29 protein-coding genes and 1 pseudogene are annotated in these 26,107 nt (G+C 48.1%); 5 read left to right on the top strand and 25 right to left on the bottom strand.

The annotated features are described in order from the left end of the window. The first annotated feature begins 7 nt into the window (after positions 1-7). The gene (locus QUE62_RS03490; protein ID WP_286262286.1) at positions 8-316 is read left to right on the top strand and encodes a chaperone modulator CbpM; all 309 of its coding nucleotides are present in this window, start codon (positions 8-10) and stop codon (positions 314-316) included. On the opposite strand, the gene QUE62_RS03485 is transcribed toward QUE62_RS03490, so the two are convergent. Further along, positions 317-1,501, bottom strand: a complete 1,185-nt coding sequence (locus QUE62_RS03485; RefSeq protein WP_286224443.1) for a pyridoxal-phosphate-dependent aminotransferase family protein — start codon at positions 1,499-1,501, stop codon at positions 317-319. Positions 1,502-1,693: 192 nt separating this feature from the next. On the opposite strand from QUE62_RS03485, the gene QUE62_RS03480 reads away from it, so the two are divergent. Next, entirely contained in the window at positions 1,694-2,614 is a 921-nt protein-coding gene (locus QUE62_RS03480; protein WP_286262554.1) for a 3-hydroxyacyl-CoA dehydrogenase family protein, read from the top strand. On the opposite strand, the gene QUE62_RS03475 is transcribed toward QUE62_RS03480, so the two are convergent. After that, a complete protein-coding gene (locus QUE62_RS03475; RefSeq protein WP_286225941.1) occupies positions 2,615-3,748 on the bottom strand; it encodes an alanine--glyoxylate aminotransferase family protein in 1,134 nt (377 codons plus the stop codon). It abuts the gene before it with no gap. An 82-nt stretch (positions 3,749-3,830) separates the two neighbouring features. On the opposite strand from QUE62_RS03475, the gene QUE62_RS03470 reads away from it, so the two are divergent. After that, on the top strand, positions 3,831-4,679 hold the full coding sequence (locus QUE62_RS03470; RefSeq protein WP_286262284.1) for an ion transporter: 849 nt from the start codon (positions 3,831-3,833) through the stop codon (positions 4,677-4,679). Between the two features lie 9 nt (positions 4,680-4,688). Here the strand turns inward: QUE62_RS03470 and ppc are convergent. The 8 genes and pseudogenes from ppc to QUE62_RS03435 form a co-directional block, all read right to left on the bottom strand. Then, a pseudogene (ppc, locus tag QUE62_RS03465) lies at positions 4,689-7,126 on the bottom strand (phosphoenolpyruvate carboxylase). Positions 7,127-7,152: 26 nt separating this feature from the next. Next, on the bottom strand, positions 7,153-7,377 hold the full coding sequence (locus QUE62_RS09125) for a phosphoenolpyruvate carboxylase (protein ID WP_353506839.1): 225 nt from the start codon (positions 7,375-7,377) through the stop codon (positions 7,153-7,155). Next, a complete protein-coding gene (locus QUE62_RS03460) occupies positions 7,374-7,511 on the bottom strand; it encodes a hypothetical protein (protein WP_286262282.1) in 138 nt (45 codons plus the stop codon). Before QUE62_RS03460 ends, QUE62_RS09125 begins: the two co-directional genes overlap by 4 nt. A 4-nt stretch (positions 7,512-7,515) precedes the next feature. Then, complete coding sequence (gap, locus tag QUE62_RS03455; protein WP_286262280.1) at positions 7,516-8,541, bottom strand: type I glyceraldehyde-3-phosphate dehydrogenase; 1,026 nt, start codon at positions 8,539-8,541, stop codon at positions 7,516-7,518. A gap of 30 nt (positions 8,542-8,571) precedes the next feature. Next, positions 8,572-9,636 (bottom strand): class II fructose-bisphosphate aldolase, encoded by a 1,065-nt coding sequence (fba, locus tag QUE62_RS03450; protein ID WP_286225938.1) that lies wholly within the window; start codon positions 9,634-9,636, stop codon positions 8,572-8,574. Between the two features lie 8 nt (positions 9,637-9,644). Further along, positions 9,645-11,639, bottom strand: a complete 1,995-nt coding sequence (gene tkt, locus QUE62_RS03445) for a transketolase (protein WP_286262278.1) — start codon at positions 11,637-11,639, stop codon at positions 9,645-9,647. A gap of 20 nt (positions 11,640-11,659) precedes the next feature. Further along, on the bottom strand, positions 11,660-12,667 hold the full coding sequence (locus QUE62_RS03440; protein WP_286262276.1) for a class 1 fructose-bisphosphatase: 1,008 nt from the start codon (positions 12,665-12,667) through the stop codon (positions 11,660-11,662). 80 nt (positions 12,668-12,747) lie between these two features. Beyond that, entirely contained in the window at positions 12,748-13,215 is a 468-nt protein-coding gene (locus tag QUE62_RS03435; RefSeq protein ID WP_286224434.1) for a tetratricopeptide repeat protein, read from the bottom strand. An 83-nt stretch (positions 13,216-13,298) separates the two neighbouring features. Here QUE62_RS03435 and QUE62_RS03430 point away from each other — a divergent pair, with 83 nt between their 5' ends. Next, complete coding sequence (locus QUE62_RS03430; RefSeq protein ID WP_286224433.1) at positions 13,299-13,493, top strand: hypothetical protein; 195 nt, start codon at positions 13,299-13,301, stop codon at positions 13,491-13,493. Positions 13,494-13,598: 105 nt separating this feature from the next. Here QUE62_RS03430 and QUE62_RS03425 read toward each other — a convergent pair whose 3' ends face one another. The 14 genes from QUE62_RS03425 to QUE62_RS03360 all read right to left on the bottom strand — a co-directional run bounded on the left by QUE62_RS03425 (position 13,599) and on the right by QUE62_RS03360 (position 24,455). Then, positions 13,599-15,038, bottom strand: coding sequence for a PucC family protein (locus QUE62_RS03425; protein ID WP_286225934.1), 1,440 nt, complete (start codon positions 15,036-15,038; stop codon positions 13,599-13,601). A 104-nt stretch (positions 15,039-15,142) separates the two neighbouring features. Beyond that, entirely contained in the window at positions 15,143-15,355 is a 213-nt protein-coding gene (locus QUE62_RS03420; protein ID WP_108508171.1) for a light-harvesting protein, read from the bottom strand. 10 nt (positions 15,356-15,365) lie between these two features. Continuing rightward, positions 15,366-15,518, bottom strand: coding sequence for a light-harvesting antenna LH1, beta subunit (pufB, locus tag QUE62_RS03415; RefSeq protein ID WP_108508170.1), 153 nt, complete (start codon positions 15,516-15,518; stop codon positions 15,366-15,368). Between the two features lie 267 nt (positions 15,519-15,785). Next, positions 15,786-16,184, bottom strand: a complete 399-nt coding sequence (locus QUE62_RS03410) for a VOC family protein (protein WP_286262275.1) — start codon at positions 16,182-16,184, stop codon at positions 15,786-15,788. Between the two features lie 18 nt (positions 16,185-16,202). Next, positions 16,203-16,493: a hypothetical protein gene (locus QUE62_RS03405; protein ID WP_286224430.1), complete on the bottom strand. Its 291-nt coding sequence runs from the start codon at positions 16,491-16,493 to the stop codon at positions 16,203-16,205. Beyond that, the gene (thiS, locus tag QUE62_RS03400) at positions 16,493-16,744 is read right to left on the bottom strand and encodes a sulfur carrier protein ThiS (protein ID WP_286224429.1); all 252 of its coding nucleotides are present in this window, start codon (positions 16,742-16,744) and stop codon (positions 16,493-16,495) included. The genes QUE62_RS03405 and thiS overlap by 1 nt, the downstream gene beginning before the upstream one ends. A gap of 9 nt (positions 16,745-16,753) precedes the next feature. Continuing rightward, positions 16,754-18,010: an NAD(P)/FAD-dependent oxidoreductase gene (locus QUE62_RS03395; protein ID WP_286262552.1), complete on the bottom strand. Its 1,257-nt coding sequence runs from the start codon at positions 18,008-18,010 to the stop codon at positions 16,754-16,756. A 6-nt stretch (positions 18,011-18,016) separates the two neighbouring features. Further along, complete coding sequence (locus tag QUE62_RS03390) at positions 18,017-19,864, bottom strand: aldehyde ferredoxin oxidoreductase family protein (protein ID WP_286262273.1); 1,848 nt, start codon at positions 19,862-19,864, stop codon at positions 18,017-18,019. Between the two features lie 12 nt (positions 19,865-19,876). Next, entirely contained in the window at positions 19,877-20,350 is a 474-nt protein-coding gene (locus QUE62_RS03385; protein ID WP_108509324.1) for a 4Fe-4S dicluster domain-containing protein, read from the bottom strand. 123 nt (positions 20,351-20,473) lie between these two features. Next, positions 20,474-21,667, bottom strand: a complete 1,194-nt coding sequence (locus tag QUE62_RS03380) for a BaiN/RdsA family NAD(P)/FAD-dependent oxidoreductase (RefSeq protein ID WP_286262271.1) — start codon at positions 21,665-21,667, stop codon at positions 20,474-20,476. Beyond that, positions 21,664-23,049: a TAXI family TRAP transporter solute-binding subunit gene (locus QUE62_RS03375; protein ID WP_286262270.1), complete on the bottom strand. Its 1,386-nt coding sequence runs from the start codon at positions 23,047-23,049 to the stop codon at positions 21,664-21,666. Before QUE62_RS03375 ends, QUE62_RS03380 begins: the two co-directional genes overlap by 4 nt. A gap of 10 nt (positions 23,050-23,059) precedes the next feature. Then, a complete protein-coding gene (locus QUE62_RS03370) occupies positions 23,060-23,248 on the bottom strand; it encodes a YgaP family membrane protein (RefSeq protein WP_286226157.1) in 189 nt (62 codons plus the stop codon). 26 nt (positions 23,249-23,274) lie between these two features. Beyond that, positions 23,275-23,574, bottom strand: a complete 300-nt coding sequence (locus QUE62_RS03365) for an ArsR/SmtB family transcription factor (protein ID WP_286224425.1) — start codon at positions 23,572-23,574, stop codon at positions 23,275-23,277. A 17-nt stretch (positions 23,575-23,591) separates the two neighbouring features. Then, on the bottom strand, positions 23,592-24,455 hold the full coding sequence (locus tag QUE62_RS03360) for an MBL fold metallo-hydrolase (protein WP_286224424.1): 864 nt from the start codon (positions 24,453-24,455) through the stop codon (positions 23,592-23,594). Between the two features lie 90 nt (positions 24,456-24,545). Between QUE62_RS03360 and QUE62_RS03355 the strand changes: the two genes are divergently transcribed. Beyond that, positions 24,546-25,367: a sulfite exporter TauE/SafE family protein gene (locus QUE62_RS03355; RefSeq protein WP_286224423.1), complete on the top strand. Its 822-nt coding sequence runs from the start codon at positions 24,546-24,548 to the stop codon at positions 25,365-25,367. Here the strand turns inward: QUE62_RS03355 and QUE62_RS03350 are convergent. Continuing rightward, positions 25,364-26,086 (bottom strand): sulfite exporter TauE/SafE family protein, encoded by a 723-nt coding sequence (locus QUE62_RS03350; RefSeq protein ID WP_286262268.1) that lies wholly within the window; start codon positions 26,084-26,086, stop codon positions 25,364-25,366. The genes QUE62_RS03355 and QUE62_RS03350 overlap by 4 nt on opposite strands. Positions 26,087-26,107 lie beyond the last annotated feature (21 nt).

Raw genomic sequence — 26,107 nt, 5'->3', positions numbered from 1 at the left:
AATCGATATGAGTACAAATCGTTCAGTATTACTAGAGGGTGTGGTGGTTGAAGAGCAGCTGCATTTGACTGTGACTGAAATCTGCCAAGCTTGCTCGATCAGTCATACGCATATTGAAGAATGGGTCGCCGAGGGAGTTCTTCAACCGCAAGGCTCAAGCCAGAGTGAATGGCGTTTTACGGGCCACTCTTTGCGCCGTGCCAAGATCGCTAGCCGTCTAGTCCGAGACCTGGAGGTAAATACTCCAGGGGTTGCTTTAGCGCTTGACCTTCTAGAAGAGATCGAAGCGCTACGCAAACAACTCAATCAATCGTAGTTACTGAAGAGCCTCTTGAGCCGCAAGAATACCGCTGCCTTTGAGTTTGATGCCAAAACGGTTCATACCCATTTCGCATCCGCTGATGGCGGCAAGCAAGGACAACTCGTTGCAGTCGCCCAAATGTCCAATACGGAACAATTGACCTTTTACCTTACCCAAGCCAGTACCAAGGGACAAGTTATAGCGTTCAAAGATTAATTTACGCAAGGCATCGGCATCCACACCCTCTGGGGTACGCACGCCGGTCAATACTGGCGAGTAAACCGCAGGATCTTTGCACTGAACTTCCAATCCCCAGGCCTCAACTGCCGCACGGCAAGCCTTGGCAAGGCGCTGATGGCGAGCAAATACATTGTCCATACCTTCATTCAAAATCATCTCAATCGCCTCGTGCAAGCCATAGAGCAAATTGGTTGCAGGGGTTGATGGCCAATAACCCGTCTTATTGGACTCCAGAATTTCATCCCAAGCCCAATAGGCTTTGGGAAGGGTGGCACGCTTACTGGCTTCTAACGCTTTCGGTGAAATCGCATTAAATCCGATACCCGGTGGGAGCATCAAGCCCTTTTGCGAACCGCTTACGGTTACATCAACACCCCACTCGTCATGACGAAAATCAGCTGAGGCTAGGCCTGAGATCGTATCGACCATTAAAAGCGCAGGATGCTTTGCCGCATCAATGGCTTTGCGCACCGCGGCGATATTGGAAGTAACGCCCGTTGAGGTCTCGTTATGAACCACACAGACTGCCTTAATTTGATGACCAGTATCTGCCTTAAGACGCTCTTCAATTTTGGCCGCATCAACCCCGTGACGCCAACCTTCGGCACCAGGCAAGCCAATGAACTCCGTTTTAATACCTAAACGTTGGGCCAACTTATTCCAAAGGGTTGCAAAATGACCAGTTTCGTACATCAGGACGAGATCACCAGGTGAAAGAGTATTTACCAGGGCACCTTCCCATGCACCAGTTCCTGAACTTGGATAAATGATCACTGGATGCTTGGTCTTGAAGATGGTTTGCATACCAGCCAGTAATTGAAGACCTAACTCACCGAACTCGGGGCCGCGATGATCAATGGTTTGATAGCTAATTGCACGCAAGATTCTGGATGGGACTGGACTGGGTCCTGGAATATGTAAAAAATGTCTACCGGATGGATGTTGGTCAAGTTTCAGCATAATTTGTCTATCGTTGTCGTTATAAATGGCAATTACTTAAAAAAGCAAAGCCCCATTTATACCAGTTTCAGGGCTCACTTGCCTTGACCTGTTTGGGATATTCTCTACTCGACCAATTGGATGCGATAGCCTGTCAAGCCAAGCTGACACTTGCCATACTGAATTAGACTCTTGTTTATTTCATGATTCTTAATAGGGGCTTTTGATGGCTTATGTACGGTAATTGGAACTGGCACCATGGCAACGGGCATTGCGGCTGGCTTCTTGGGGGCAGATGTCCCCGTGGTGGTTTTAGGTCGTACCCAAGAAAAGGCAAAACAATGCTTAGAGGATGCGATCGCCTTATGCTCATCGGAAAAACGGAGTGCTGCAGGGTCATCTCGCGCCGGCGAAATTGATACATGGAGCGACTGGACTGACTGTCGCTGGATTGTGGAAACAATTATTGAGGATTTGCCAACCAAGCAAGCCTTATTTCATTCTTTAGACCAACGTGTTCCACAAGAGATACCGATTGGGAGTAATAGCTCCGCCTACCCAATTAGCAAAATCGCACAGGGTTTGAAAACAGCCCATCGCATGATGGGGGCCCATTACTTTATGCCCGCTGAACTGGTGCCCTTAGTCGAAATCGTATTGGGTGAGAAGACCGATCCAAGGATTGCGGATGCAGTGTATGCCTTTTATCAATCCATTGATAAGAAGCCAGTTTTGGTCAGGCAAGATATTCCAGGATTTTTAGCCAATCGCATCCAGCATGCCTTAATGCGGGAAGCGCTCTACTTAATCGATCGCGGTGTTGCAACGCCGGAGGATGTGGATGATGCGGTCCGTTACAGCTTTGGATTTCGGTATGCTGCGGTCGGACCCATCACTCAAAAAGAATTATCGGGTTGGGATGTCAATTGCAATGCCGCCAAGGAGATCTATCCTGCGCTTTGCAATGACACTGCGATGCCAGAATCGATTCTAAATATGGTTAAGAGTGGCAAAACGGGAACCAAAAGTCTTGCTGGCTTTTGGTCGTGGACCCCTGAAAAAGTAAAGGCGCTAAAGGAGATTTATTCCAAGCGCCTTCAGGCTGCCTTTGCTGTCTTAAAGATCGAAAAGTAATTACTTTGCTGTGATCTTGTCCATCGCAGCTTCAAGATGCGTGATGGCGCGCTCAATATGAAGTAACTTCTCGAGACCAAATAATCCGATACGGAAGGTCCTAAACTCTGGGCCCTCGCCCACCTGCAATGGCACACCCGCTGCAGTTTGCAGGCCTACCTCCATAAACTTCTTACCAGACTGCATATCCGGATCGGTGGTGTAACTCACCACGACACACGGAGCTTGATAGCCTGTTGCGGCTACGCTTGGAAAGCCCTTAGCAACCATTAAGGCTCGAACTCTGGTGCCTAACTCAATCTGCTGCTGCTTGAGGTAATCAAATCCATGCGATTGGGTCTCTTTCATGGCGTTACGCAGGATCTTCAATGCATCGGTTGGCATGGTGGTGTGATACACATGCGCACCCTTCTCGTAGGTCTCCATAATCTGCAACCACTTCTTGAGATCAATTGAGAAGCTATTGCTTTGAGTATGCTCAATTTTTTGCCGAGCACGCTCGGAGAGACCAATCAAAGCGCAACATGGCGAGCTACTCCACCCTTTTTGCGGAGCGCTAATCAAGACGTCCACTTTGCTGGCTTTCATATCAACCCACATTGCACCAGAGGCAATGCAATCCAATACAAATAATCCATCAACGGATTCCACTGCGTCACCAATGGCCCTCAAATACTCGGGTGGCAGAATAATTCCGGCGGAGGTCTCGACATGCGGCGCAAATACGACATCTGGCTTCTCTTTCTGAATAAAGGCGATAACCTCTTCGATCGGAGGGGGTGCATACGCACCTTGGGCAGTTTGTTCAACTTGGCGACCTTTGATGACATGAACATCTTGGGTGAACTGCTCAAGATCAAAAATTTGTGTCCAGCGATAGCTAAACCAGCCGTTACGAATAATCAGACATTTTTTACCAGGAGCAAACTGCCGTGCCACCGCCTCCATGCCATAGGTCCCGCTTCCAGGAACCACGACGGTGGAATGCGCTTTGTAAACATCCTTGAGAATTGCGGAAATATCAGTAATAACTTTCTTAAATTCCGCTGACATGTGATTTAAAGAACGATCGGTATAGACTACCGAGAATTCCAATAGACCATCCGGGTCTACATTGGGCAAAAGGCCTGGCATGCAAATTCCTTCGTATTTAGGCTAAATTAATGATTACTTGGTAAAACCGTTATTCTAATTGTTTTGAACACCCAAGGCCGATATGACCGCCAAGCCTCAGATCCATGAAGAACAGACTCTGAAAGAGACCTTGTATCGGGTTATTTTTGAGTCCGATACCCGCGCTGGCCGACTCTTTGACCGGATTTTGATCTTTGTCATTCTGGTCTCGATTTTGGTGGTAGTGCTTGATAGTGTGCAGAGCATATCAGCCAAGTTTCACTTGATCCTCTTTGCCTTGGAGTGGTTTTTTACCTTCATCTTCACCGTTGAATACCTTGCGCGCCTCTACTGTGCTCCCGATCGACGCAAGTATGCGCTGAGCTTTTTTGGAATCATTGATCTCATCGCATTTTTACCAACCTACCTAGCGCTATTCTTCCCGGAGTTGCATTCACTGATTGATGTTCGGGTTCTACGTCTTTTACGCATATTCCGGATCTTCAAGCTCACGAGTTTCTTGGTCGAGTACAACCATCTAGCAAATGCCCTAGCCGCTAGTCGACGCAAAATTATGGTGTTTTTGTCGGTCGTGCTAATGGTCGTGATGGTAATGGGCACACTCATGTATGTGGTTGAGGGTCCACAAAATGGATTCACCAGTATTCCAATTAGTATTTATTGGGCCATTACGACCATGACCACAGTTGGTTTTGGTGACATCACCCCACAAACGGATTTGGGAAAGTTGATTGCATCAACCATGATGCTGATGGGCTGGGGCACCTTGGCGGTTCCCACTGGAATTGTCACGAGTGAAATGGCGCTACGGCGCCATCGGCCAGATCTAGATCCGCGCACCTGTCCAAACTGCTTAGCCGATGATCTCAATGCCACCGATAAATACTGTCGCGCATGCGGTGTTGAGCTTCCCGCCGATCACCATAAGTGATTGACGGATTTATCCCGTATTTCGTAAGCCCGATGCAATGCCATTGATGGATAAGTGGATGCCGCGCTTAACCCGCTCATCGCTTTGCCCAGCACGATAGCGTCTGACCAGCTCAACCTGAATGTGGTGCAAGGGGTCGATGTAAGGAAAGCGATGGCGTATGGACCGGGCTAAAATTGGGTTATTGGCAAGGCGTTGCTTCTCCCCCGTGATTTGCACAAGTGCATCAATGGTCTTATCCCACTCCTCGCACATGGCTGCAAAGATCTTTTTGCGTAAGCGCGAATCCGTAACCAGCTCACTGTAAAGAGCAGCCAAATCAAGATCTGCTTTGGATAAAGCCATATCCATATTCGATAAGAGGGTTCGAAAGAATGGCCACTGACGATACATCCGCTTTAATAGAGCCAAGTTCGTAGCGCGCTCTTTTGGCTTGGCGTCATGCAATAACTCGTAAATGGCAGATCCAAAACCAAACCAACCGGGGAGCGTTAGCCGGCATTGGCCCCAACTAAATCCCCATGGAATGGCTCGAAGATCCTCAATACGCTGAGTCGCTTTTCGGGATGCGGGTCGTGAACCAATATTGAGCTCGGCGATCTCACGAATCGGCGTGGCTTGGAAAAAGTATTCAGCGAAGCCCTCGGTCTCATAGATCAAGCGGCGGTAGGCCCGCATACTGGACTCTGAAATCTGGGCAGCCGTTTTAAGGAACAAGGGTGTTGCGGGCTTGGTAGGCTGCAAGAGTGTTGCCTCAAGAGTTGCCGCAATTAATGCCTCTAAATTTTGTCGACCGATTGCTGGGTTCGCGTATTTCGAACCAATCACCTCCCCCTGCTCCGTCAAGCGAATTTGACCTCGAACAGTTCCTGGTGGCTGCGCCAGAATGGCTTCATAACTAGGGCCACCACCACGCCCTACTGTTCCACCGCGCCCATGAAATAAGCGCAGCTGAATATTGTGACTATTGGCTAAGCGCTCAAAGAGCTCCACCAGGGCAATCTCAGCACAATACAGCTCCCAGTTGCTGGTGAAGATCCCGCCATCTTATTGCTATCGGAATAGCCCAACATAATGTCTTGCTCGGCACCCGACCGTTTCACTAAATTGGCAATGCCCGGCAAGGCATAGAAGTCACGCATGATGGGTGCTGCATTGCGAAGATCTTCAATGGTTTCAAATAAGGGTACGGTGATGAGATCAATCCGCGCCTTAGAATCTAAGGTACCGCGCATCAGACCAAGTTCCTTTTGCAGTAGCATCACCTCTAGCAAATCGCTGACGGTCTCGGTATGACTAATGATGTAGTGGCGGATCGCATCTGCACCAAAACGCTCACGTAGACGTTTAGCAAGGGCAAAAAATGGCAAGCTCACTCATCGTGTGTAGGGAATACTCTGCGCCAACCACCTGCAGTGGCCGTGCTTCATTGAGTAAGCGGTAATTAAATATATAATGCTATGCTGCTTAGCAGCCTCATCTAAACCTCGGTAGTTGTCCTCAATCTTGGCGACAGACAGCAACTCTTGCAATACCTCTTCATGCTGGTCTGAGCTCTGGCGCAAGTCCACGGTCGCCAAGTGAAAACCAAATACTTCAACAGCACGGATGAGCGCCCTTAAACGCTGATTAATGAGTGCCTCCGCAGAATGGGAGCGCAAGGATCCTTCAATCACTTGCAAGTCGTCCAAGAATTCTCTTGCGCTTTGATAGGGATTTTGGGGTGGGACGGCGTGTCGCGCTGCATCGCCCCCAGTTAAGTCTTTGAGTGTGGCAGCGAGTCGCGAGTAAATACCGGTTAAGGCTCGGCGGTAGGGCTCATCCATGCGATGCTCATTCTCATCGGGGGAGCGATTCGCTAAGGCTTGCATGGCCTTTGGAAAGCCCACCAAGAATGCCGACAGAGAGAGCTCCGTGCCCAGATAATGCACTTCGGTTAAGTAATGACGCAATATCATCTCGGCCTGCCGTTTTAGGGCATATTCCAAGGTTTGGGCACTAACATTAGGGTTGCCGTCCCGATCGCCGCCGGTCCATTGACCCATTCGTAAAAAGGATGCGATATGCGGTTGCCCAAGACGGTCCTCTAGTTCAGCGTAGAGCTTGGGGATCTCCCGTAAAAAAGTAGCCTCGTAGTAACTCAAGGCATTTTCAATTTCGTCAGCAACCTTTAGTTTGGTATAACGTAACAAACGGGTTTGCCATAACTGAATCACGCGTGCCTTGATTTGTAATTCATTGTCGGCAAGCTCACGCTCACATAACCGATCTTTTTTGAGCTGATATGCTTTTGCTCGATCTTTAATCTGATCACGATTTAGCAATAATTGCGCAATGCTACGCTCCGCGTCCAAAATACTTTTGCGTTGCACCTCAGTTGGGTGCGCGGTCAGTACGGGTGATAAATAACTATCAGTAAGGGTTTTAACAATGGTTGCTTTACTAATACCAGCCGCATGAATTCGTTCTAAGGCTAAATCAATACTACCGGGCTGCTGGCTGGCAATACGTTCTGGGCGGCTTGACGTCGCAATTGATGGCGATCCTCCGCCAGATTTGCCAAATGACTAAAGTAGGTAAAGGCTCGAATAACCTTGACTGCATCATCGGCACTCAATCCCTTTAAAAGCTTCTTAAGCTCTTTATTGGCATTCTCATCACCATGGCGATGAAACCGGACCGATAAGACCCGAATCACTGCTCAATCAAATTGAATATTGCAACGCCCTCTTGTTCCCGAATCACATCCCCTAAAATGCGCCCAAGTAGACGAATATCGTCAACCAAGGCCGAGTCGGGGTCTTGCTTTCGGGTAGAAGATCGACTGGCCAATGCCTTACACCGCCATCAGCGCTTCTGCCGCATTGAGCATTTGTACGGAGTAGCCCCATTCGTTGTCGTACCACGCCAGGACCTTGACCAACTTGCCATCGCTCGAGACGCGCGTTTGTGAAGCATCATAAATACTGGGTCGGGGATCATGATTAAAGTCGATCGATACCAGCGGTAAGGTATTAAAGCCCAAAATGCCTTTGAGCTCATGCTCACTGGCCGCCTTCAGTATTTGATGAACTTCATCCACAGAGGTGGGACGCTTGGCAATAAAGGTGAGGTCAACGACCGAGACATTAATGGTAGGTACGCGCATCGCAAAACCATCAAAGCGGCCGGCAAGCTCTGGTAGCACTAAACCAACTGCTTTTGCAGCACCGGTTTTGGTGGGAATCATACTGCTCACGGCTGAGCGTGCTCGACGCTTATCCTTGTGATAGACATCAGTGAGTACTTGATCGTTGGTAAATGCATGAATCGTGGTCATGAGGCCAGATTCAATCCCAATCTTCTCAAGTAAGGGCTTGACCAGTGGTGCCAAGCAATTGGTGGTGCAGCTCGCATTGGAGACCACCATATCCGTGGGTTTTAAGACCTTCTCATTAACGCCATACACAATCGTGGCATCGACATCCTTTTCACCGGGGGCCGAGATTAATACCTTCTTGGCGCCCTGCTGAATATGGACCATCGCTTTTTCTTTCGAGGTGAACTTACCAGAACACTCGAGTACCAAATCAACGCCCTCTTTGCCCCATGGAGTTTCAAGGGGATTGCGGGTTGAGTACATCCGAATCCGATCGCCATTGACCACCATGTAATCACCGTCAACGCTTACTGTTCCCGGAAAACGACCGTGGGCGGAGTCATATTGGGTGAGATGTGCGTTGATATCAATATCGCCCATCGCATTAATGGCGACAATTTGGATATCACGTTTTTTATTCTGTAACATCGCCTCCTCGTAGAGAGCGCGCAATACCATCCGGCCAATCCGGCCATATCCATTAATTGCAACTCGGATCGTCATGTTTTCCTCTTTATTCCTTTTACTCAATCATTACTGCACAACAGCTTTTAACTCTCCCTTGGCGTAGCGCGCTGCCATCTTCTCCAAGGGAATCACTTTAATCTTGCTCGCTTGCCCAGCGCATCCAAAGGATTTGAAGCGCGCCTCGCAAATTCCCTTAGCGGCTGCTGTAGCAACCTTGAGAAAAGCGCGAGGATCAAATTCTTCTGGGTGTTCTGAGAAAAACTTGCGGATTGCTCCAGTCATGGCCAAACGAATATCGGTGTCGATATTAATTTTGCGCACGCCGTGCTTAATTCCTTCAACAATCTCTTCTACTGGCACACCATAGGTTTCTTTAATAGTGCCTCCATGTTCACGAATAATCGCTAACCACTCTTGCGGCACACTCGATGATCCATGCATCACTAAATGCGTATTCGGAATCCGCTGATTGATGGCCTTAATGCGATCGATTGCCAAAATATCTCCAGTGGGTGGTCTGGTGAACTTATACGCACCATGACTGGTACCAATCGCAATCGCGAGCGCATCCACCTGGGTCTTCGCAACGAACTCGGCTGCCTCGTCTGGATCTGTGAGGAGCTGCGAGTGATCAAGTACGCCCTCTGCCCCACTGCCATCCTCATCGCCCGCTTGTCCAGTTTCTAATGAACCCAAGCAACCCAACTCGCCTTCCACTGAGACGCCAACTGCATGCGCCATATCGACCACCCGACGGGTCACATCTACGTTATAAGCAAAGTCAGCTGGGGTCTTGGCATCTTCTTTCAGTGAGCCATCCATCATCACACTAGAAAAGCCGCTACGAATCGATGCCTGGCAGACTGCCGGGGAGGCACCGTGATCCTGATGCATGCAAATTGGAATATGAGGGTACTGCTCAACCGCTGCGAGTACTAGCATCCGCAGGAATGGCTCCCCCGCATATTTACGCGCGCCTGCTGAAGCCTGCAAAATCACAGGGCTATCGACCTGATCAGCGGCCTGCATGATGGCATGGATCTGCTCCATGTTATTGACATTGAATGCTGGCAGTCCGTAATGATGCTCAGCCGCGTGATCTAAAAGCTGTCTTAATGAAATTAATGCCATTTTTTCCTCTAGGACAAAACAAGTTCAACAATTCGGTCAACGGTAACACCCAAGGCTTGATAAACCGCTGGTGCAGGCGCTGATTCTCCAAACCGATTAATACCAACGACGGCGCCGTCTAAGCCGACATACTTCCACCAGAGATCGCCCTGCCCGGCTTCAATCGCAATTCGGCGCACACCCTTGGGCAAGACCTCGTCTTGCCACTCGCGAGACTGACGATCAAAGGCCGAGGTACATGGCATGGATACCACGCGTACCGACTTACCTTTGGTGCGTAAGAGCGCTTGGGCTTGCATCGCTAGACTCACTTCGGAGCCGGTTGCGATCAGCACTGCCTCGGGATTGGGGGCATCTGATAGGACATAAGCACCCTTTAGTACCTGGGCTTCCGTAATCGCCTGGGTGAGCTGAGGTAAATTTTGGCGAGATAAAAAGAGTGCGCTGGGTCCATCGGTGCGCTCGATTGCAGCAGTCCATGCGACGGCCGTTTCAAATCCATCGCAGGGTCGCCAGAGATCGAGGTTTGGAATGAGTCGTAAGCTAGCCGCATGTTCAATCGGTTGGTGGGTAGGCCCATCCTCCCCCAGACCAATCGAGTCGTGCGTCAACACATAAATGACACGTTGGTGCATGAGAGCACTCATGCGCATGGCATTGCGGGCGTAATCCGAGAACACTGCGAAGGTGCCGCCATAAGGGATAAAGCCTTTATGCAATGCAATGCCATTCATGATGGCACTCATACCGAATTCACGCACGCCATAGGATAGGTAGTTTGCTACTTGTTCAGGCTTTTGATGCCAGGTGATGCTGGCTTTCACAGCAGTTAAGTTGGAACCGGTGAGATCAGCAGAACCACCTAATAGCTCAGGTAGAGCTGGGACCAAAACCTCCAAAACCTGTTGCGATGACTTGCGACTCGCTGTCGGCGCTTCGATCGCTTTCATGCTCGTAAAGAGTTGGGGCTTGGTATTGGCCCAACCCTCAGGGAATTTTTCAGCAACACGACGCAGTAACTCTTTGGCGAGCTCAGGGTACTCACGTTGATAGCTGGCAAACGCTGCATCCCAAGCAGCCTGTTTGGCCTTACCTGCCACGATCGCACTCCATGCATCTTTAATCGATGCCGGAATTACAAACGGTGCGTGGGTCCACCCAAGTGCTTGGCGGGTTGCTTGAGCTTCTTTCTCACCCAAAGGTGCGCCGTGCACATCATGGGTGCCCGCCATATTTGGAGCTCCCCAACCAATCGTGGTTTTGCAGATAATCAAACTCGGGCGCTTGGATTCATTCTTTGCTTTCTGAATGGCTTGTGAGATTGCATTGCTATCGTGACCATCAATGGGACCAATTACATTCCAGCTATAGGCCTCAAAACGCTTGGCAGTATCGTCCCGAAACCAACCGTCGACATGCCCGTCAATTGAGATGCCGTTATCGTCATAAAAGCAAATGAGTTTATTTAAGCCCCAGACGCCTGCCAGTGAGCAGGCCTCATGGCTCACGCCCTCCATGAGGCAACCATCTCCCAAGAAGGTATAAGTGTGGTGATGAATGATGGAGTGGCCAGGACGATTAAAGCGCTTTGCAAGAAGCGATTCGGCTAAGGCCATGCCCACCGCATTCGCAAGGCCCTGACCAAGGGGGCCAGTAGTAGTTTCTACTCCAGGCGTAATACCAACTTCGGGGTGTCCGGCGGTGATGCTATGCAACTGTCGGAACTTCTGAATATCGTCAATGCTGACGGCATAGCCGGTGAGATGCAATAAAGCATAGATCAGCATTGATCCATGGCCATTGGAAAGGACAAAGCGATCCCGATTAATCCATGCTGGATCGGCAGGATTATGGTGGAGATGATCGCGCCATAAGACCTCAGCAATGTCGGCCATGCCCATGGGTGCGCCCGGATGACCCGACTTCGATTTTTCAACGGCATCGATGGCCAAAAAGCGAATGGCGTTGGCCAGTTCGCGACGATTAAGTGATGTTGTACTCATATCCATACTTGTTATCAGTGTTACGCGCGATCATGTTCGCGGTGATACTCCTCAATACGCTCTACTTCTTTTTTGGATCCCAAAATGACGGGGATTCGTTGATGAATACTCTCCGGTTGAACATCCAAGATACGTTGACGTCCAGTAGAACCCAAGCCGCCAGCCTGCTCCACCACAAATGTCATCGGGTTCGCTTCATACATCAGACGCAAGCGCCCTGGTTTACTCGGATCCTTTGTATCTTTGGGATACATAAAGACTCCACCGCGCATCAAGATTCGGTGAACATCCGCCACCATACTCGCAATCCAACGCATATTAAAGTCACGTCCTCGCACACTGGTTTTACCTTGCTTGCATTCGCTGATATAGCGACTCACAGGCGGCTCCCAGAAGCGCTCATTGCTGGCGTTGATGGCAAATTCACTGGTATCGGCAGGGACTTGAATCCCTGGGTGCGTCAATATGAATTCGCCAGATGCTGCATCAAAAGTAAAGCCATGTGTACCGTGCCCCAAACTAAAGACCAACATGGTTGCCGGTCCATAGATTGCATACCCTGCTGCAATCTGCTGGCGACCCGTTCGCAGGTAATCGCCCACTGTCAGCGTGGCGTTCGGGGTTGCGGATAATATTGAAAAGATGGTTCCGACCGAGACATTGACGTCAATATTCGATGAACCATCAAGCGGATCAAATAAGCATAGGAAGGATCCACCCTTGGGATTACTCAGTGGCTCATCATTCTCTTCGGACGCAATTCCAGCCACGAGATTGCCAGATCGAAAGGTCTGAATCAAAATCTCATCGGAGAGAACGTCTAATTTCTTTTGGGTCTCGCCCTGAACATTTTGACTCTCTAAACTGCCCAATACGCCAGCAAGCGCTCCTTGGGAGGTTAATAAAGCGATTTCTTGAACAGCTTTGGCAATTTCTAATACGAGCGAACCAAGATCAGGGTGGAGTGATAGGTGCTGAGCCGATTGCTGGCTTAAATACTCTGAAAGCGTGGTTCTCCCTGCTGGCATGGTGGCGGGTCTTTAAACTCATTAATCAAAACTCTATTTTCTCAGATATTGAGACCCGGGCCCCGATTTTTAGCTGAGGCCTACTTTATGCCTTTTTGAGCCTTGTACTTGGCAATTTCAACTTTTAGCTCGCGATACTCCTCGCACGGCAAGAAGCAGGCCTTATTGAGTCGGGCAAGCATCTGTTCGGCTCCAGCTAAATCATTTTTCATTAAAAATAACTCACCGTAGTACTCCAGGGCGCCACGATGTTTTGGATCAATCTTCAGGGCCGCCTGATAGTAACGCTCCGCAGCAGCTAAATCCGGCGGGGTCTTTTTGCGTTGCGCATAACCGACCAAATTGTTCCAATCCGCCGAGTTGGGCTGATTGGCTGCCAGTAATGTTTTGATGGCAGCATCGTATTGATTGGCCTTAATCTCTTTTTGGGCTTCCGCTTGCCAAGATGGAGCCGACTCGCTTAGTCCAGTATCGGCAGCGAATGCTCCTAATCCAAAGACGATCGAGAAAATTGAAAATAGGGAAATAGCAAACCGTTTGATCGCCATGATGAACTCTCCGATTGAAAAGTCATTATGATCCAAGCCCATCAAAATTGCTGAGCAGAATTTCTCCGGCTAAGATGGTGCCTATGAAGAAGCTTCGTAACTACCTCTTTTTGATCCCTTACCTGATTGCAGTGGGTATCGGCCTGAAATTTGGCTACGATTTTGGCATGCAAATTAGTGGTCCGATCATGGCCGTGACTACCGCCCTTCTGGGAGCGGTATTTTGCTCGATCATCGTGGAATCGTTTTTGGGTAAAAAACGCAAAGGCGATTCCTAAGTAATACTTACTTACGGCGATTCATATTCCGAATGGTGACCATGGCGCCAATCGCAACAATCAAAATTGCAACAACATAACCTGCTTCCATCGCTTTCTCCTTAATTAAGAACTACGACCCATGCCGCCTGAACTTGTTTGCAGGGGTTGCGGCATTCCCCGTTGCCTCATTAATGGGGCCATCGCAACAATCGTTACTATTAAAAGCGCGATCTCAATTGCATACACAGCAATGTATCCCGTGCTTGGGTCAACGAGAGTAGCACCAAAGTAACCGTTCATCGCAAAGTAATTAACAAGATCACGAATTACTCCGCCAAGGGCCATTGCAATCCCTGCCCCCGTGGCCTGCACAGCACCCCAGGCACCTAGAGCCAATCCGCGTTGCTCCGGCGGCGCAAGATTCATGGTGGCTGTTAATGTGCCATGACCAAATAAACCGCCTCCAAACCCAATCAGGAAGACCCCGAAGCTAAATAATGATGCAGAGGCTAAAGGGGCTGCCAGAATCACTGCTACAAAAGCGGGTAAGCCAAGTAGCGCGCCCATACTAGCCATCCGAAATGGATCTGCCCCTCGACTGAGCACACGCGATGCCAGTCCAAACCCGATTAAGCCTCCCATTGCTAAGGTTGCAGTCAAGAACGTCGTTGAACTAACGCTGAGTTTCAGAATCTCGCCACCATAGGGCTCTAACAGAACGTCCTCCATAGTGAACGCCATGGTTCCCAAACCAACCGCGGTTAAACGACGAATCGCATGATCGCCTTTACAAAAGAGTTCCCAGGATTGCTTAAACGTTGGCTGATCGGGATTCTTGAAGCGTCGATTTCGATCGCGGGTCTCCTGCTTCCACAGGGCAATTACATTCAAAATCATCGTGGTGATTGCGCAGCCTTGAATCACCTGAATCAGACGACCCGGTGAAAAATCCTCTAAGACTGCTGCAAATACAAAAGCGCTCACAATCATTCCGAGGAGCAACATCACATACATGAGTCCAACCACTTTGGGTTGCGATTCTTGTGGCGCTAAGTCGGTCGCCAACGCCAATCCAACGGTCTGGGTAATGTGAATCCCAGCACCCACTAACAAGAATGCCAGCGCAGCAGAGGCCTGTCCAATCCAAGCTGGGGCATCTGCCGACTGACCGCCGCCAGATAGAACCAGTAAGGCAAATGGCATGATGGCAAGACCACCAAACTGCACAAGTGTTCCCATCCAAATATAGGGAACGCGTCGCCACCCTAGCTCAGAGCGATGGGTGTCAGAACGAAAACCAATCAAGGCACGAAATGGTGCAAACACCAGTGGCAAAGAAACCATCATCGCCACTAAAGAGGCGGGTACCCCAAGCTCAACGATCATCACGCGATTGAGTGTGCCAATCAATAAGACCAAGGCCATGCCAACCGAAACTTGAAATAAGGAGAGTCGCAGAAGTCGCGAGAGGGGCAAATCGGGGGTTGCGGCGTCTGCAAATGGCAGAAACTTAGGACCGAGGCTGGTCCAGGATTGCACTAGTTTCTCGCTCAAGCGTTTCATGTATAGCTATCTCACCATCAGGATCAACCGGCGTCAAGACTCACTATCAAAATGCAAAAAGTCCGAGGCCCGCCGACCTCGGACTAGTGAAAAATTAAAGTACTTTACTTCTTCACTGCAGGTGCTGCAGGTGCTGCTGCTGCCGATGCCGAAGCGCTAGCTACTTTATCAGCATTGCCATTCAAAAATGCTTTAACCCACGTTGTATTGTTGAGGATCATTGTATGAACAGCAAACGAACCAACTGCGCAGGCGCCCAAAAATAATGGGATCCCAACGGATGGTTTTACGACACACCACATTTTTCCGTAAATCATTTTTTTCTCCTTATTTCAGCCAAGGCGAATAAATGTACGCAAGCAAATGGGCAAGAGCTGCGATCATGCCAAAAAACTGCGTGCCTTGAATCAGGTTACGGTGTAACTCTTCAGATTCAGCCTCCGTTAAGCCGGTGGGCCATACCTTGTTTGGGTCTGACATAGTTTTCTCCCTTTGAAAGACACCCTACTTCTCGTGCTCCACCCGCACGCGGGTTTTATGACACCCTCTGCCACAAAATCTTAATAACCTACTTTTCTTAAGTGTAATTCTAAATTTACATATATCTTTGTCAATAAAAATATACATATTTGGGTGTCAATATGCCTTTATATGGGAATAAGGATAAAAATATCCTTTTAAATCAATTAGTTAATAAAATAGAAAAAAGCCCCGAATTGGGGCTTTTGAGGGTCGTACAGGTGAAATCTAGATGTATTCGGCGACTTCAACCAGGTTTCCATCTGGATCCCTGAAATAGACCGACCGAATCGGCCCCAAAGCTCCCCGGCGCTGTACCGGACCTGTATCGATGGTTACGCCAACCTTTTGTAGGTGAGCAATGAAGTCATCCAGTGAAACTTTGGAGATCAAGCAAAAATCGCCAGCCCCAATCGTTGGCGCTTTTGCCTTGGTCGGGGTTTCGGTATTTTTGTCTTGCAGATTGATTTTGTATTGCCCAAACAACAAGGCATACCGTGGCTGTCCTTCGGGTCCTTTAAAGAACTCTCGCTCAAAACCGAGTGCCTTTTCATAAAACTGCGTAGTTTTCTCAATATCAGTCACCGTCAGTACGAGGTGATCGACACGGTCAATAAATAAAGTCATATCAATTCTCCTGATGATCTAACCGCCACCTCTACGAGTGTAAAGATCAAACCGCTCTAACAGTGCTTGAATTTGATGGTCGACAAGACCGGTAAATTTTAATTGAAGCTGAAGTTGAGGAATTCGGAGTAATGCAATTTGACGATCATTTTTTGTGAACCCAACCATCTGAATCAGTGGATTCTCAACATGAATCAATGTGATTCCATCAATTTCAAGTGAGCACCGTGGGTAATAACTGCCAAGAGCATCCGGAAGCCAGCGTTGCAGATCATGAGCTGTACAGCCCATCAAGCGCTCAAATTGCATTACCCGCCCGCAACGGGTGGGCACAGAGCAAGAGCATCATTTTCTTGAATAACCGTAGTAGCCCGTTGATCTGGAGCAACAAAATGACCATTTAGCAAAACTAAGTGTACTAACTGGTTGGGCAAATTTTGCATTTCAATCATCTGGGCAACGGTAATGCCCTCTGGCACATCTAATTGCACTTCATTCCTCTTAGCATGTTTTGGCAAATACGGAGAAAGGCTTGCAAAAAGTTTAAGGGTGACTTGCATCACTTAATTTTAAGAGACCCAGGCTGCTTGAGATTGCCCTTTGGCAAGATACGCAGCCATTATTTGGGTTGGATCCTCAAGTAATTTCTCTTTCCATTCCCCTAGGGCAACGCGGGTCTGAATCAACCCCCGCAGTGCTCCAATGTGGTCTGTGAGACCCAAGCTTGTTGCGCCGATTAAACGATCTTGATCAAACTCCAGTCGAATGTACTGATATTGGTCAGGATTGGCTTTTTCAACGTATTCACCGCCCTCTACGCCAGCCCATTGACCGAATGAGCTAGAAATTAGGCCCAATGTATCAAGAACGTTTACCTGCAAAGCACCCCGGGTTTGTGCATTACCGCCTGCCATATTCGTTGCAGCAATCATGGCTTGATCTGCCGCATTCGGTTGAATGGCATTCACAATCGATTTGCCGGTACAGAAATCCGTTGATTCGGTAACATCACCAGCAGCATAAATATTGGGGTCCGAAGTTTGCATCCGATCATTGACCACAACTCCCGTATTAATTCCTAAATTAGCATCTTTTAGGAATTCAATATTGGGCTTTACGCCTGTGGCTGAAATCACCAAATCGACCTCAATGCGCTCGCCATTCGAAAGGCTCACTTGCAACCCAGAGCTTCCTTGAGAGATCGCCTCAACTTTAGTCTTTGTATGTACGGTAATACCTTTTTGTTCAACCCATTGCTTAATGAGTCCACCCGCCTTTTCGGTCATCATGCGTGGCACCATGCGATCACCCATCTCTACGACCGTCAGTTTGACACCTTGACTGGCAAGAGCCTCCAAAATAATGCACCCAATAAACCCTGCACCCATCTGGAGCACCCTGGCGCCTGGCTTTGCAATCTTTTGGATCGCACGAGCATCTTCTAGAGTCCAGCAGGGATGTACACCGGGCAAATCAATGCCTGGAATATTAGGGCGAATCGGTTTAGAACCTGTGGCAATGAGTAATCGATCGTAAGAAATGGCCTCACCTGAATCAAGGATGACGTGCTTCTTTGCGGCATCGACTTTTGTGGCGCGCGCTTTTTTAAGGTGAATCTTTAAATTTGCAAAATGGTGTGTATCTTTTCGCAGAAATGTTCCTTCTTCAGAAATATTTCCAACTAATAAATAAGGTATCGCCATGCGTGAGTACGGTGGAGAGTCCTCTGATCCAATCAGAATGATCGAATCATTTGGCCTTAGACGACGTATTTGCTCAGCAGCGATAACTCCCGCTGGGCCATTGCCCAGAATAACGTGATTCATCATCGATTAAAGACCTAAACGTTTGCGCGTTTCAGCGTTTAGACGACCTTCACTATCCCATCCGCGGACTTTGTAGTACTCGGGGAGCATTTTGTCAAGACCACTCACGGTGCCCTTACCAGGTCCTGTTTTTGCAGGCTCCGTCATCAAGCGCTTTGGTAAATTGTCGTCTTTACTCGTAAAGCCGGCGCGATTATTAAAGTCGCGCTCCATGTTCCAAATGCGCTCACCAATCGTATTTAAATTTTCAACCGTAAACTCTTCACCGCAGGCTGCTTGCACCTGGGGTGCTACGTCAGCAAGCGTCCATGCAAAGCTAGTAAACAAGCAAATACCTGCCGAGTCAAAAGCGGCCGTTGCGTCTTGAAATGCTTTGACCAACTCGGGCTTACCATTCGTTTCAGTAGGCTCGGTTTTGACAGGAATACCTAAGACCTCTGATGCAACCGTGTAACCCCGAAGATGGCAAGCACCTCGGTTAGAAGTTGCATAGGCTAAACCCATTCCTTGAACAACGCGCCCATCATAGGCAGGAAACTCTTGACCCTTCACACTCATGGATAAATCCGGCTGACCATATTTTTTGGTTAACTTTGCCGAACCAAGTCCAATCTCTTTCCCAAAGCCCTCGCCGTTTGCAGTAATTTCTGCAAAGTAGCAAAGCGCCTTAGCTGAACCAAATGGGGCTTCAATGCCTAACTGTTCTTTTTTAAGCACTCCCATTTCGTACATTTCCATAACGGCACCAATCGTTGCGCCAAAACTAATGGGGTCCATGCCCTGTTCATTGCAAACCATATTGGCAAATTGCAAGGCCTCAAGATCATTCACACCATTAGCGGCACCAAGAGCCCATGCAGCTTCATACTCTAGGCCGCCCGAAGCATTGATGTATTGAGGACGGTTCTGAATCGAGAAATGTGTTTCATCGATCTTTGAAATCCGCCCACAAGCAATCGTGCAACCAAAACAGGCTTGATTGGTCACTAAATGGGCTTTACCATCTGTTTCACGCGGAGTGGCCATTGCTTCCGCCGAAATATCTTTAGCACCCTCGAATTGAACATCTTGATGATTGCGGGTTGGCAATGCCCCAACCTCATTAATCACATTCATCAGCACTTGCGTGCCATAGGTCGGCAAACCTTCTCCGGTCACCGCATGTCCAGCTAAAACAGCCTTCGCTGCCGCTGTCGCTTTCATAAAGCCTTTGGGGTCTTTCAAATTACCAACACCCTTAGTTCCCCGAACGGCAATCGCCTTCAGATTCTTACTCCCCATCACTGCGCCCACTCCAGAACGCCCTGCAGCTCTGTGTAAATCATTCACAACGGATGCAAATAAAACCTGATTCTCACCAGCCTTACCAATGCACGAAACACGAATTTGCGGATCTTGGTGTTTAGCTTTAATGCTTGGCTCTGTCTCCCAAACGGATTTGCCCCAAAGCGAACTTGCATCCAATAATTGCGCATCATCATCTTGAATAAACAAATACACCGGTTTGGGCGATTTACCTTCAAAAATAATCATGTCCCAACCAGCTATTTTGAGCTCAGCCCCCCAATACCCTCCGGAATTCGAGCAGGCAATGGCTCCAGTCAGTGGGCCTTTAGTCACGACGGTATAGCGCCCGCCGGTCGATGCCATGGTTCCGGTTAGTGGCCCTGTAGCCCAAATGATTTTGTTTTCGGAAGACAAAGGATCAACTTTAGGATCGATCTCCTCGACAAGATATTTGGAGGCTAGGCCACGCGAACCGAGATACTCTTTAGCCCACTCCATATTGAGTGGCTCAGACTGACAGGTTCCCTTGGTTAAATTGACACGAAGAATTTTTCCTGACCAAGACATAATGATCTCCTATTAAGCGGCGGGTTGGTTGCCAAGCTTGTCTGCCCAAGCTCTCATTCGATCTAAGCCAGTCCAATCGGCATCGACATAGGTAATGGCGCCCGTCGGGCAAGAGGTGGCGCATGCTGGATCGCCCCCACAGAGATCGCATTTCTGAACCTTCCCAGAATCCTGAACATAATTAATCGTGCCAAATGGGCATGAGATCGTACAGACTTTGCAACCGACGCACACATCTTCAATCACTACTTTTGCGCCAGTGCTTGCATCAATCCGAATTGCATCAACTGGGCAGGCCTTTAAACACCATGCCTCATCGCATTGAGTACAGGTATAAGGAACCTTTTTTCCAGTGGTATGAAAATCAAAGACCTTAATGCGGGATTTAGCAGTATTAAAGACACCGTAGTTTTCATAACTACATGCCATTTCACATTGCAAACAACCCGTGCATTTATCCGCATTAATGAGTAATGATTTCTGCATAAGAAAGTCCTTAACGAGTAAATGATAATTTTGCTTATATCCATCCATATTACGGACAAGGGGAATGAAGAACAAGGGACTTAGGAACCAGTCAGTAAAAACCCTAAAGATTTATTAAGTTGACTAATTTATTAGGGAATTAGCACAAACAAAAGCTGACGACCAAGCCCACTGGAAATTATGCCCTCCAAGATGACCGGTGACATCTACACACTCCCCAATGAAGTAGAGATTCTGATGTTGTTTAGCCATCATGGTTTTACCATCCAATGCTTTGGTATCGACCCCGCCTAACATGACCTCCGCTTTTTTCCATCCCAGGGTACCTGCAGGCTTCATTTGGGCCTTCGTTAAATGGGTACGCAAGGCTTCTCGATCTTTCTTAGATACCTCCGCCCAATTACGTTTTGCGAGATTGAGCTGTTCGGTCAACAATTGTGCAACGCGTTGCGGCAATACCTCTGCGAGAGCGGCATCAACTGTTTTCTGGTGCGCCTCAGAAAAGATCGCATCAAAATCGGTCTTTCCTAGCCAATTGATGTGGATCGCTTCGCCCTCATGCCAATAGCTACTGGCTTGCAAAATAGCAGGTCCCGAGAGCCCTTTATGGGTTATCAAAAGATTTTCATCAAATCGATAGGTTCCGTAACCGTGGTTACGCTCTCCCGCCTGGACGCTAGCTTCCAAGCTGATCCCAGCCAAGCTGGTGAATACTGAAAACTCGTCTGAGGTGAATGCGAGTGGTACCAATGCAGGACGTACCGAAGTGGTTGGGATTTCAAACTGCTTGGCAATTCGCAGAGCAAAATCACTCGCGCCAATCGCTGGTACTGGCAATCCTCCGGTCGCGATAATTAAATGAGTAGCTTGCTTGATTCCATCTGTTGTTTCTAAAGTCCAGTTCGATTGCGATTTGATAATTTGGGTAACAGATACTGGATGCTGAATAGTGACACCGCCCTTATGACACTCAGCCAACAGCATCTGAATAACGTCTTTTGCAGAATCGTCACAGAATAGTTGGCCACGATGTTTCTCATGAAACGGAATGCGGTACTCACGCACGAGATTAATGAAGTCCTTTGATGAATACCGCGCCAGGGGGCTTTTTACAAAATGGGGATTGAGGGATAAAAAATGCTCAGGGGCTGAGTTCAGATTTGTGAAATTACACCGCCCACCACCGCTAATACGAATCTTCTCCCCCAATACTGGGGCATGATCCAGTACCAGAACTTTTTTACCGCGTTGACCAGCAATTCCAGCACAAAAGAGCCCAGCAGCTCCGCCACCGACAATGATGGCATCCCAAATCAAATGGAACTCTCGCGACCCAGAATTTGATGATCGCCCCGATTAAGCGCATTGCGCACATAATCAATGCTACTTCTAAGCGTGTAAAAATCACTCGAAGCACTCTTTGGAACTTTCAAAGCCAAGGCATGTCTTTCCATATCCGCAAGTGTTTCCAAATACTCAGGTACCTTGCTGGGATCGTAGCTAATTAACAGATCGTTCTCAAAAAACTTTAGCTCACCATAAATACGATTGAGTTTGGCTCGAACCCGCCTTAAACGATAGCTAGGCAAGGAGAGCACAATGGGGTATGCAATCGCAAAGAATGGTAGCAAGGTAAAGAACATTCGATGGATAAACTCAGCGACCCAAAATGGTAAGAAATCCATTAAGACTGGTAAACCGCGCTGATGAAACTGTTGCGCAATGGGACTTTCCGGAAACTCCGAGCTCATAAAGGCTGGGAACTCGCCACGCTTGGCAAAAAATGATTCTTTACCATTGATCTCTTGGGCTGCCATCAGAAAGAGAAACTGAATCGCTGGGTGCATCCGATCATCAATTAATAAATTAGTGACCGTGGAAATCATTTTGGTATCACTGGGCGGGAAATTACGCGCAATATTAAAACTGCCCATCGGTACCTCAAGTTCTTCTAGATAATGAATATTTTTTGTATAAGCGGCAGCACGATTAAAGTTGAGCAATCGAACAGTTGGATCATTTATGAGGGTTTGTACATTTTTTGCTCGCAAGCCATCTACCATCAAGACAATATCAACTTCACCTTTTTGCAAAGCAATCACCGCCTCATCATTATTGAGTGGTAATAGTGTGGGCATCCGCTCCACGGCACTAACTCGCAAAATATTCATGGCTTGGACATGAGTGCCACTACCCTCGGGACCAATGGCTACCCGAGCCTTGGCAAGTCGATCAAGATCTAAAATGCCATTTTTTAGAAACGGTCCTCTATAGAAGACCCAAATCGGCTCGTAGTCAACACTTCCAAGGGACTCAACACCAGGAACTTGTTTAGCATGCAAAGATCCACCTTGAACGAAAGCTGCTTGAACTGGATCTTTGCGATCCGCGAGGCGATTAATATTTTCTTGGGAACCTTCGGTACGCACCAGCTCAATGGTGACACCTTTTTTTGCAAAGAACTCCACATACTTCGCGGCTAATTGTTCATATGATCCTCCTTGAATACCGGAGGCCATGATGATATGGCGCGGTGGAGGTGGATTCCAGTAGGCAATGAGGCCAATTAAGATAGCGGCCAATAGAACAAGCAGAGGCCATGTTTCTTTAACGAAACTGACGGCATCTCGATACTGGTCTTGAGCGGTTTCAAGAAGCGCAACAACGGTATCTTTGAAGTCTTCCTTGAAACTGCCCATAATTAATTCGCTACTTTTTCTTGGCGGTATTCATCCCTAAGAGCGGATACGCTGGACAGAAACGAAAGATGCCGGTTGCCAATGGCACAACCCCGATCCATCCCCATGCTCCAATCACTCCACTCAAAGATAAAAGAATTAATAAACTTCCCGCAGAAATTCGCAGGACCCGATCTGTATGACCGACGTTACATTGCATCATAAACCTCCTTTTAAATCAATTCGTTATTTACAGTAATTTTGGTAGAGCAAGTTCATCACTGACATCGCCACAGGATTGGCGCCGGAATAATAAATCTGCTTACCCTCGCGACGGGTTTTCACCAGCTTTTTCTTACGCAATACCGTTAGTTGTTGTGAGAGGGTTGGCTGATGAATATCCAAGGAATCTTCCAACTCGCCCACGCATTTTTCCCCTTGGTTAATTTCGCACAACAACATCATTCGATCTCGATTTCCCAAAACCTTCATTAAGTCAACTGCTTTATCAGCCGATTGGCGCATTTTCTTTAAATTGATATTCATAGCCACTCAGTCGCCAATTAGAGAACATTGAAGGGGATTTTGAGATAAGTCTTGCCATTCGTCTCAGCAGGCGGTGGATGACCGGCACGAATATTGACTTGAATCGAAGGCAAGATCAAAATCGGCATCTCTAAGGTCTTATCACGCTGATTCCGCATCTCCACAAACTGAGCTTCGGTGACCCCCTGATGCACATGAATATTTTTATGCTTCTCTTCACCCACGGTGGTTTCATAGGCAATTGGACGGTCGGTGGGGGGATAGTCGTGGCACATGAATAAACGCGTGTCATCTGGGTAGGACAAAATCTTTTGCATCGACTGGTAAAGCGTATTAGCGTTGCCACCCGGGAAATCACAGCGCGCCGTCCCAACATCGGGCATGAAGATCGTATCGCCAACAAAAATGGCGTCGCCAATCACATAAGCCATGCATGCTGGTGTATGTCCAGGAACAAATAAGGGGTGGATGGTTAAGTTACCCGCATACAAATCCTGGCCCTCTTCGATCAAGTAATCAAATTGGGAGCCATTGGTTGGAAAGTCACTCTCAAGATTGAATATTCCTTTAAATACTTTTTGCACATCCTGAATATGCGAGCCAATGGCGATCTTGCCCCCAAGATGCTTTTGAATATAAGGTGCAGCACTCAGGTGATCTGCGTGCGCATGGGTCTCCAAAATCCAATCGACTGTGAGGCCCTGATCTTTGACAAAAGCAATCACCTCATCTGCAGACTTGGTCTTGGTACGACCCGATTTAGGGTCATAGTTGAGGACTGTATCAATCACCACACACGGCGTGTTAGGTTTTTCATAAACGACGTAGGTAAAGGTCCATGTTCCTTGATCAAAAAAGGCTTTGACGATTGGCTTTTGCATGCTTTACTCCTTATTCAAGGTGAATTACAATATATATAAATATATAATATATTATGATTTAACTAATAGCAAGTCGTTGATACTATCTTGATGGATTTAATCGGTCTTTTACAACCCCACCTTATTCCTGCGGGGCTTGGCATATTCGTTGGCCTCATCATGGCGCTAACGGGTGCCGGCGGCGGCATCTTATCGGTTCCTTTGCTGGTCTTTGCGCTCCATTTACCCATGGTGGAGGCGAGCCCCATTGGGCTACTTGCAGTCACTGTATCTTCTGCGCTAGGCGCCATCATGGCTTTACGAACTGGGTTATTACGTTACCGCGCTGCCATACTGTTGGCCTTTGCAGGCTTGCTACTATCACCCGCAGGACTTTGGTTAGCACACCAGATTCCCAATCAACCCTTAATGCTGATTTTTTCTTTGGTTCTCCTCTACGTTGCTATCCGAATTTTTGTAGAGGCCTACCAACAATCAAAGGGGGTATATAAAGAGCCCAAAGCAGTACCCTGCTCGCTCGACTTATCGATTGGTCGCTTAATTTGGACCGTCCCTTGCGCACGCGCCCTGATTGGCTCTGGCGCCTTAGCTGGATTTTTATCAGGGCTTTTAGGGGTTGGAGGCGGCTTTGTAATTGTCCCTGCACTCAAACGGATTAGTGATCTACCCATGCAGTCAATCATTGCCACCTCTTTGGGTGTTCTGTCTCTGATTTCACTGGGAGGTGTTGCGGGCTCGGGACTGGCTGGGACTATGAACTGGTTGGTGGCCATACCGTTCGCAATCGGCGCCATTGTTGGAATGATGGCTGGTCGCCTAATTGCTCCTAGAATCAGTAGCCAATGGACTCAGCTCATTTTTGCTGGATTCTCAGGACTCGTTGCAATTGGTTTGGCAATCAAAGCACTCTAGGTCAAACAAAATCCACTCTTTAATAACTCTGCTGGCAAGGTCATGCCACGATAAAAACCATATACAGCAGTTGCTATCAATAAGAGTGCGGCAAGGTATCGTACCCAGACCCTTTGTCCAAACTGCATCAAGGCACCACTGACCTTGGTAAATACCAATAGGCTTGGCAAGGTACCCAATCCCATTGCCAGCATTAGTAATGCGCCTACGATTGGATCGCCCGACAAAAATGCAAGGGCCAGGACTCCATACACCAAACTACACGGCACCAAGCCCCACAGCATCCCCGTCATCCAGCGCGCCAGGCCAGTGCGAGATTTTGCGAAGTGTTTTGCCCACCATTGCGATAAGGCCTGTGCAATCTTCTGTCCAAAAAGATGGGTGATTTTTTTACCACTTGGGTGAATCAAGCGATAGGCTTGATAGAGGAGAATCCCGGCAGTAATTCCAAATAATGCTCGTTGAATTGGAATCACCTCCTGCCTCCAAAAAGCAATTCCCAACCAGGCTGCTCCAGCTCCCAAAAGCATGTAACTGGCAATCCTCGCCAAATGAACCACTATTTGATCCCAAACGACTCTTGACCGATTGGGGTAAACCTTAATTTTTGCCACCGATTGATCAATCGAAGCCGCAATCCCCCCACACATCAAGGCACAATGCCAACTACTGGCCATTGTTGCTAGGAGAATTCCGATAAATAATGTGCTACTGAGCATGGGGCGTGAAATAGAACTTTT

The organism is Polynucleobacter sp. HIN9 (assembly GCF_030297635.1).
Taxonomy (GTDB): Bacteria; Pseudomonadota; Gammaproteobacteria; order Burkholderiales; family Burkholderiaceae; genus Polynucleobacter.
This window is presented reverse-complemented; position numbering and strand designations above follow the sequence as displayed.

Excerpts from the sequence above, each read along its gene's own strand:
- QUE62_RS03490 (WP_286262286.1), top strand. The coding sequence starts at position 8 with ATGAGTACAAATCGTTCAGTATTACTAGAGGGTGTGGTGGTTGAAGAG.
- QUE62_RS03485 (WP_286224443.1), bottom strand. The coding sequence starts at position 1,501 with ATGCTGAAACTTGACCAACATCCATCCGGTAGACATTTTTTACATATT.
- QUE62_RS03475 (WP_286225941.1), bottom strand. The coding sequence starts at position 3,748 with ATGCCAGGCCTTTTGCCCAATGTAGACCCGGATGGTCTATTGGAATTC.
- QUE62_RS03470 (WP_286262284.1), top strand. The coding sequence starts at position 3,831 with ATGACCGCCAAGCCTCAGATCCATGAAGAACAGACTCTGAAAGAGACC.
- gap (WP_286262280.1), bottom strand. The coding sequence starts at position 8,541 with ATGACGATCCGAGTTGCAATTAATGGATATGGCCGGATTGGCCGGATG.
- fba (WP_286225938.1), bottom strand. The coding sequence starts at position 9,636 with ATGGCATTAATTTCATTAAGACAGCTTTTAGATCACGCGGCTGAGCAT.
- tkt (WP_286262278.1), bottom strand. The coding sequence starts at position 11,639 with ATGAGTACAACATCACTTAATCGTCGCGAACTGGCCAACGCCATTCGC.
- QUE62_RS03440 (WP_286262276.1), bottom strand. The coding sequence starts at position 12,667 with ATGCCAGCAGGGAGAACCACGCTTTCAGAGTATTTAAGCCAGCAATCG.
- QUE62_RS03435 (WP_286224434.1), bottom strand. The coding sequence starts at position 13,215 with ATGGCGATCAAACGGTTTGCTATTTCCCTATTTTCAATTTTCTCGATC.
- QUE62_RS03430 (WP_286224433.1), top strand. The coding sequence starts at position 13,299 with ATGAAGAAGCTTCGTAACTACCTCTTTTTGATCCCTTACCTGATTGCA.
- QUE62_RS03425 (WP_286225934.1), bottom strand. The coding sequence starts at position 15,038 with ATGAAACGCTTGAGCGAGAAACTAGTGCAATCCTGGACCAGCCTCGGT.
- QUE62_RS03420 (WP_108508171.1), bottom strand. The coding sequence starts at position 15,355 with ATGATTTACGGAAAAATGTGGTGTGTCGTAAAACCATCCGTTGGGATC.
- pufB (WP_108508170.1), bottom strand. The coding sequence starts at position 15,518 with ATGTCAGACCCAAACAAGGTATGGCCCACCGGCTTAACGGAGGCTGAA.
- QUE62_RS03410 (WP_286262275.1), bottom strand. The coding sequence starts at position 16,184 with ATGACTTTATTTATTGACCGTGTCGATCACCTCGTACTGACGGTGACT.
- QUE62_RS03405 (WP_286224430.1), bottom strand. The coding sequence starts at position 16,493 with ATGCAATTTGAGCGCTTGATGGGCTGTACAGCTCATGATCTGCAACGC.
- thiS (WP_286224429.1), bottom strand. The coding sequence starts at position 16,744 with ATGCAAGTCACCCTTAAACTTTTTGCAAGCCTTTCTCCGTATTTGCCA.
- QUE62_RS03395 (WP_286262552.1), bottom strand. The coding sequence starts at position 18,010 with ATGAATCACGTTATTCTGGGCAATGGCCCAGCGGGAGTTATCGCTGCT.
- QUE62_RS03390 (WP_286262273.1), bottom strand. The coding sequence starts at position 19,864 with ATGTCTTGGTCAGGAAAAATTCTTCGTGTCAATTTAACCAAGGGAACC.
- QUE62_RS03385 (WP_108509324.1), bottom strand. The coding sequence starts at position 20,350 with ATGCAGAAATCATTACTCATTAATGCGGATAAATGCACGGGTTGTTTG.
- QUE62_RS03375 (WP_286262270.1), bottom strand. The coding sequence starts at position 23,049 with ATGGGCAGTTTCAAGGAAGACTTCAAAGATACCGTTGTTGCGCTTCTT.
- QUE62_RS03370 (WP_286226157.1), bottom strand. The coding sequence starts at position 23,248 with ATGCAATGTAACGTCGGTCATACAGATCGGGTCCTGCGAATTTCTGCG.
- QUE62_RS03365 (WP_286224425.1), bottom strand. The coding sequence starts at position 23,574 with ATGAATATCAATTTAAAGAAAATGCGCCAATCGGCTGATAAAGCAGTT.
- QUE62_RS03360 (WP_286224424.1), bottom strand. The coding sequence starts at position 24,455 with ATGCAAAAGCCAATCGTCAAAGCCTTTTTTGATCAAGGAACATGGACC.
- QUE62_RS03355 (WP_286224423.1), top strand. The coding sequence starts at position 24,546 with ATGGATTTAATCGGTCTTTTACAACCCCACCTTATTCCTGCGGGGCTT.
- QUE62_RS03350 (WP_286262268.1), bottom strand. The coding sequence starts at position 26,086 with ATGCTCAGTAGCACATTATTTATCGGAATTCTCCTAGCAACAATGGCC.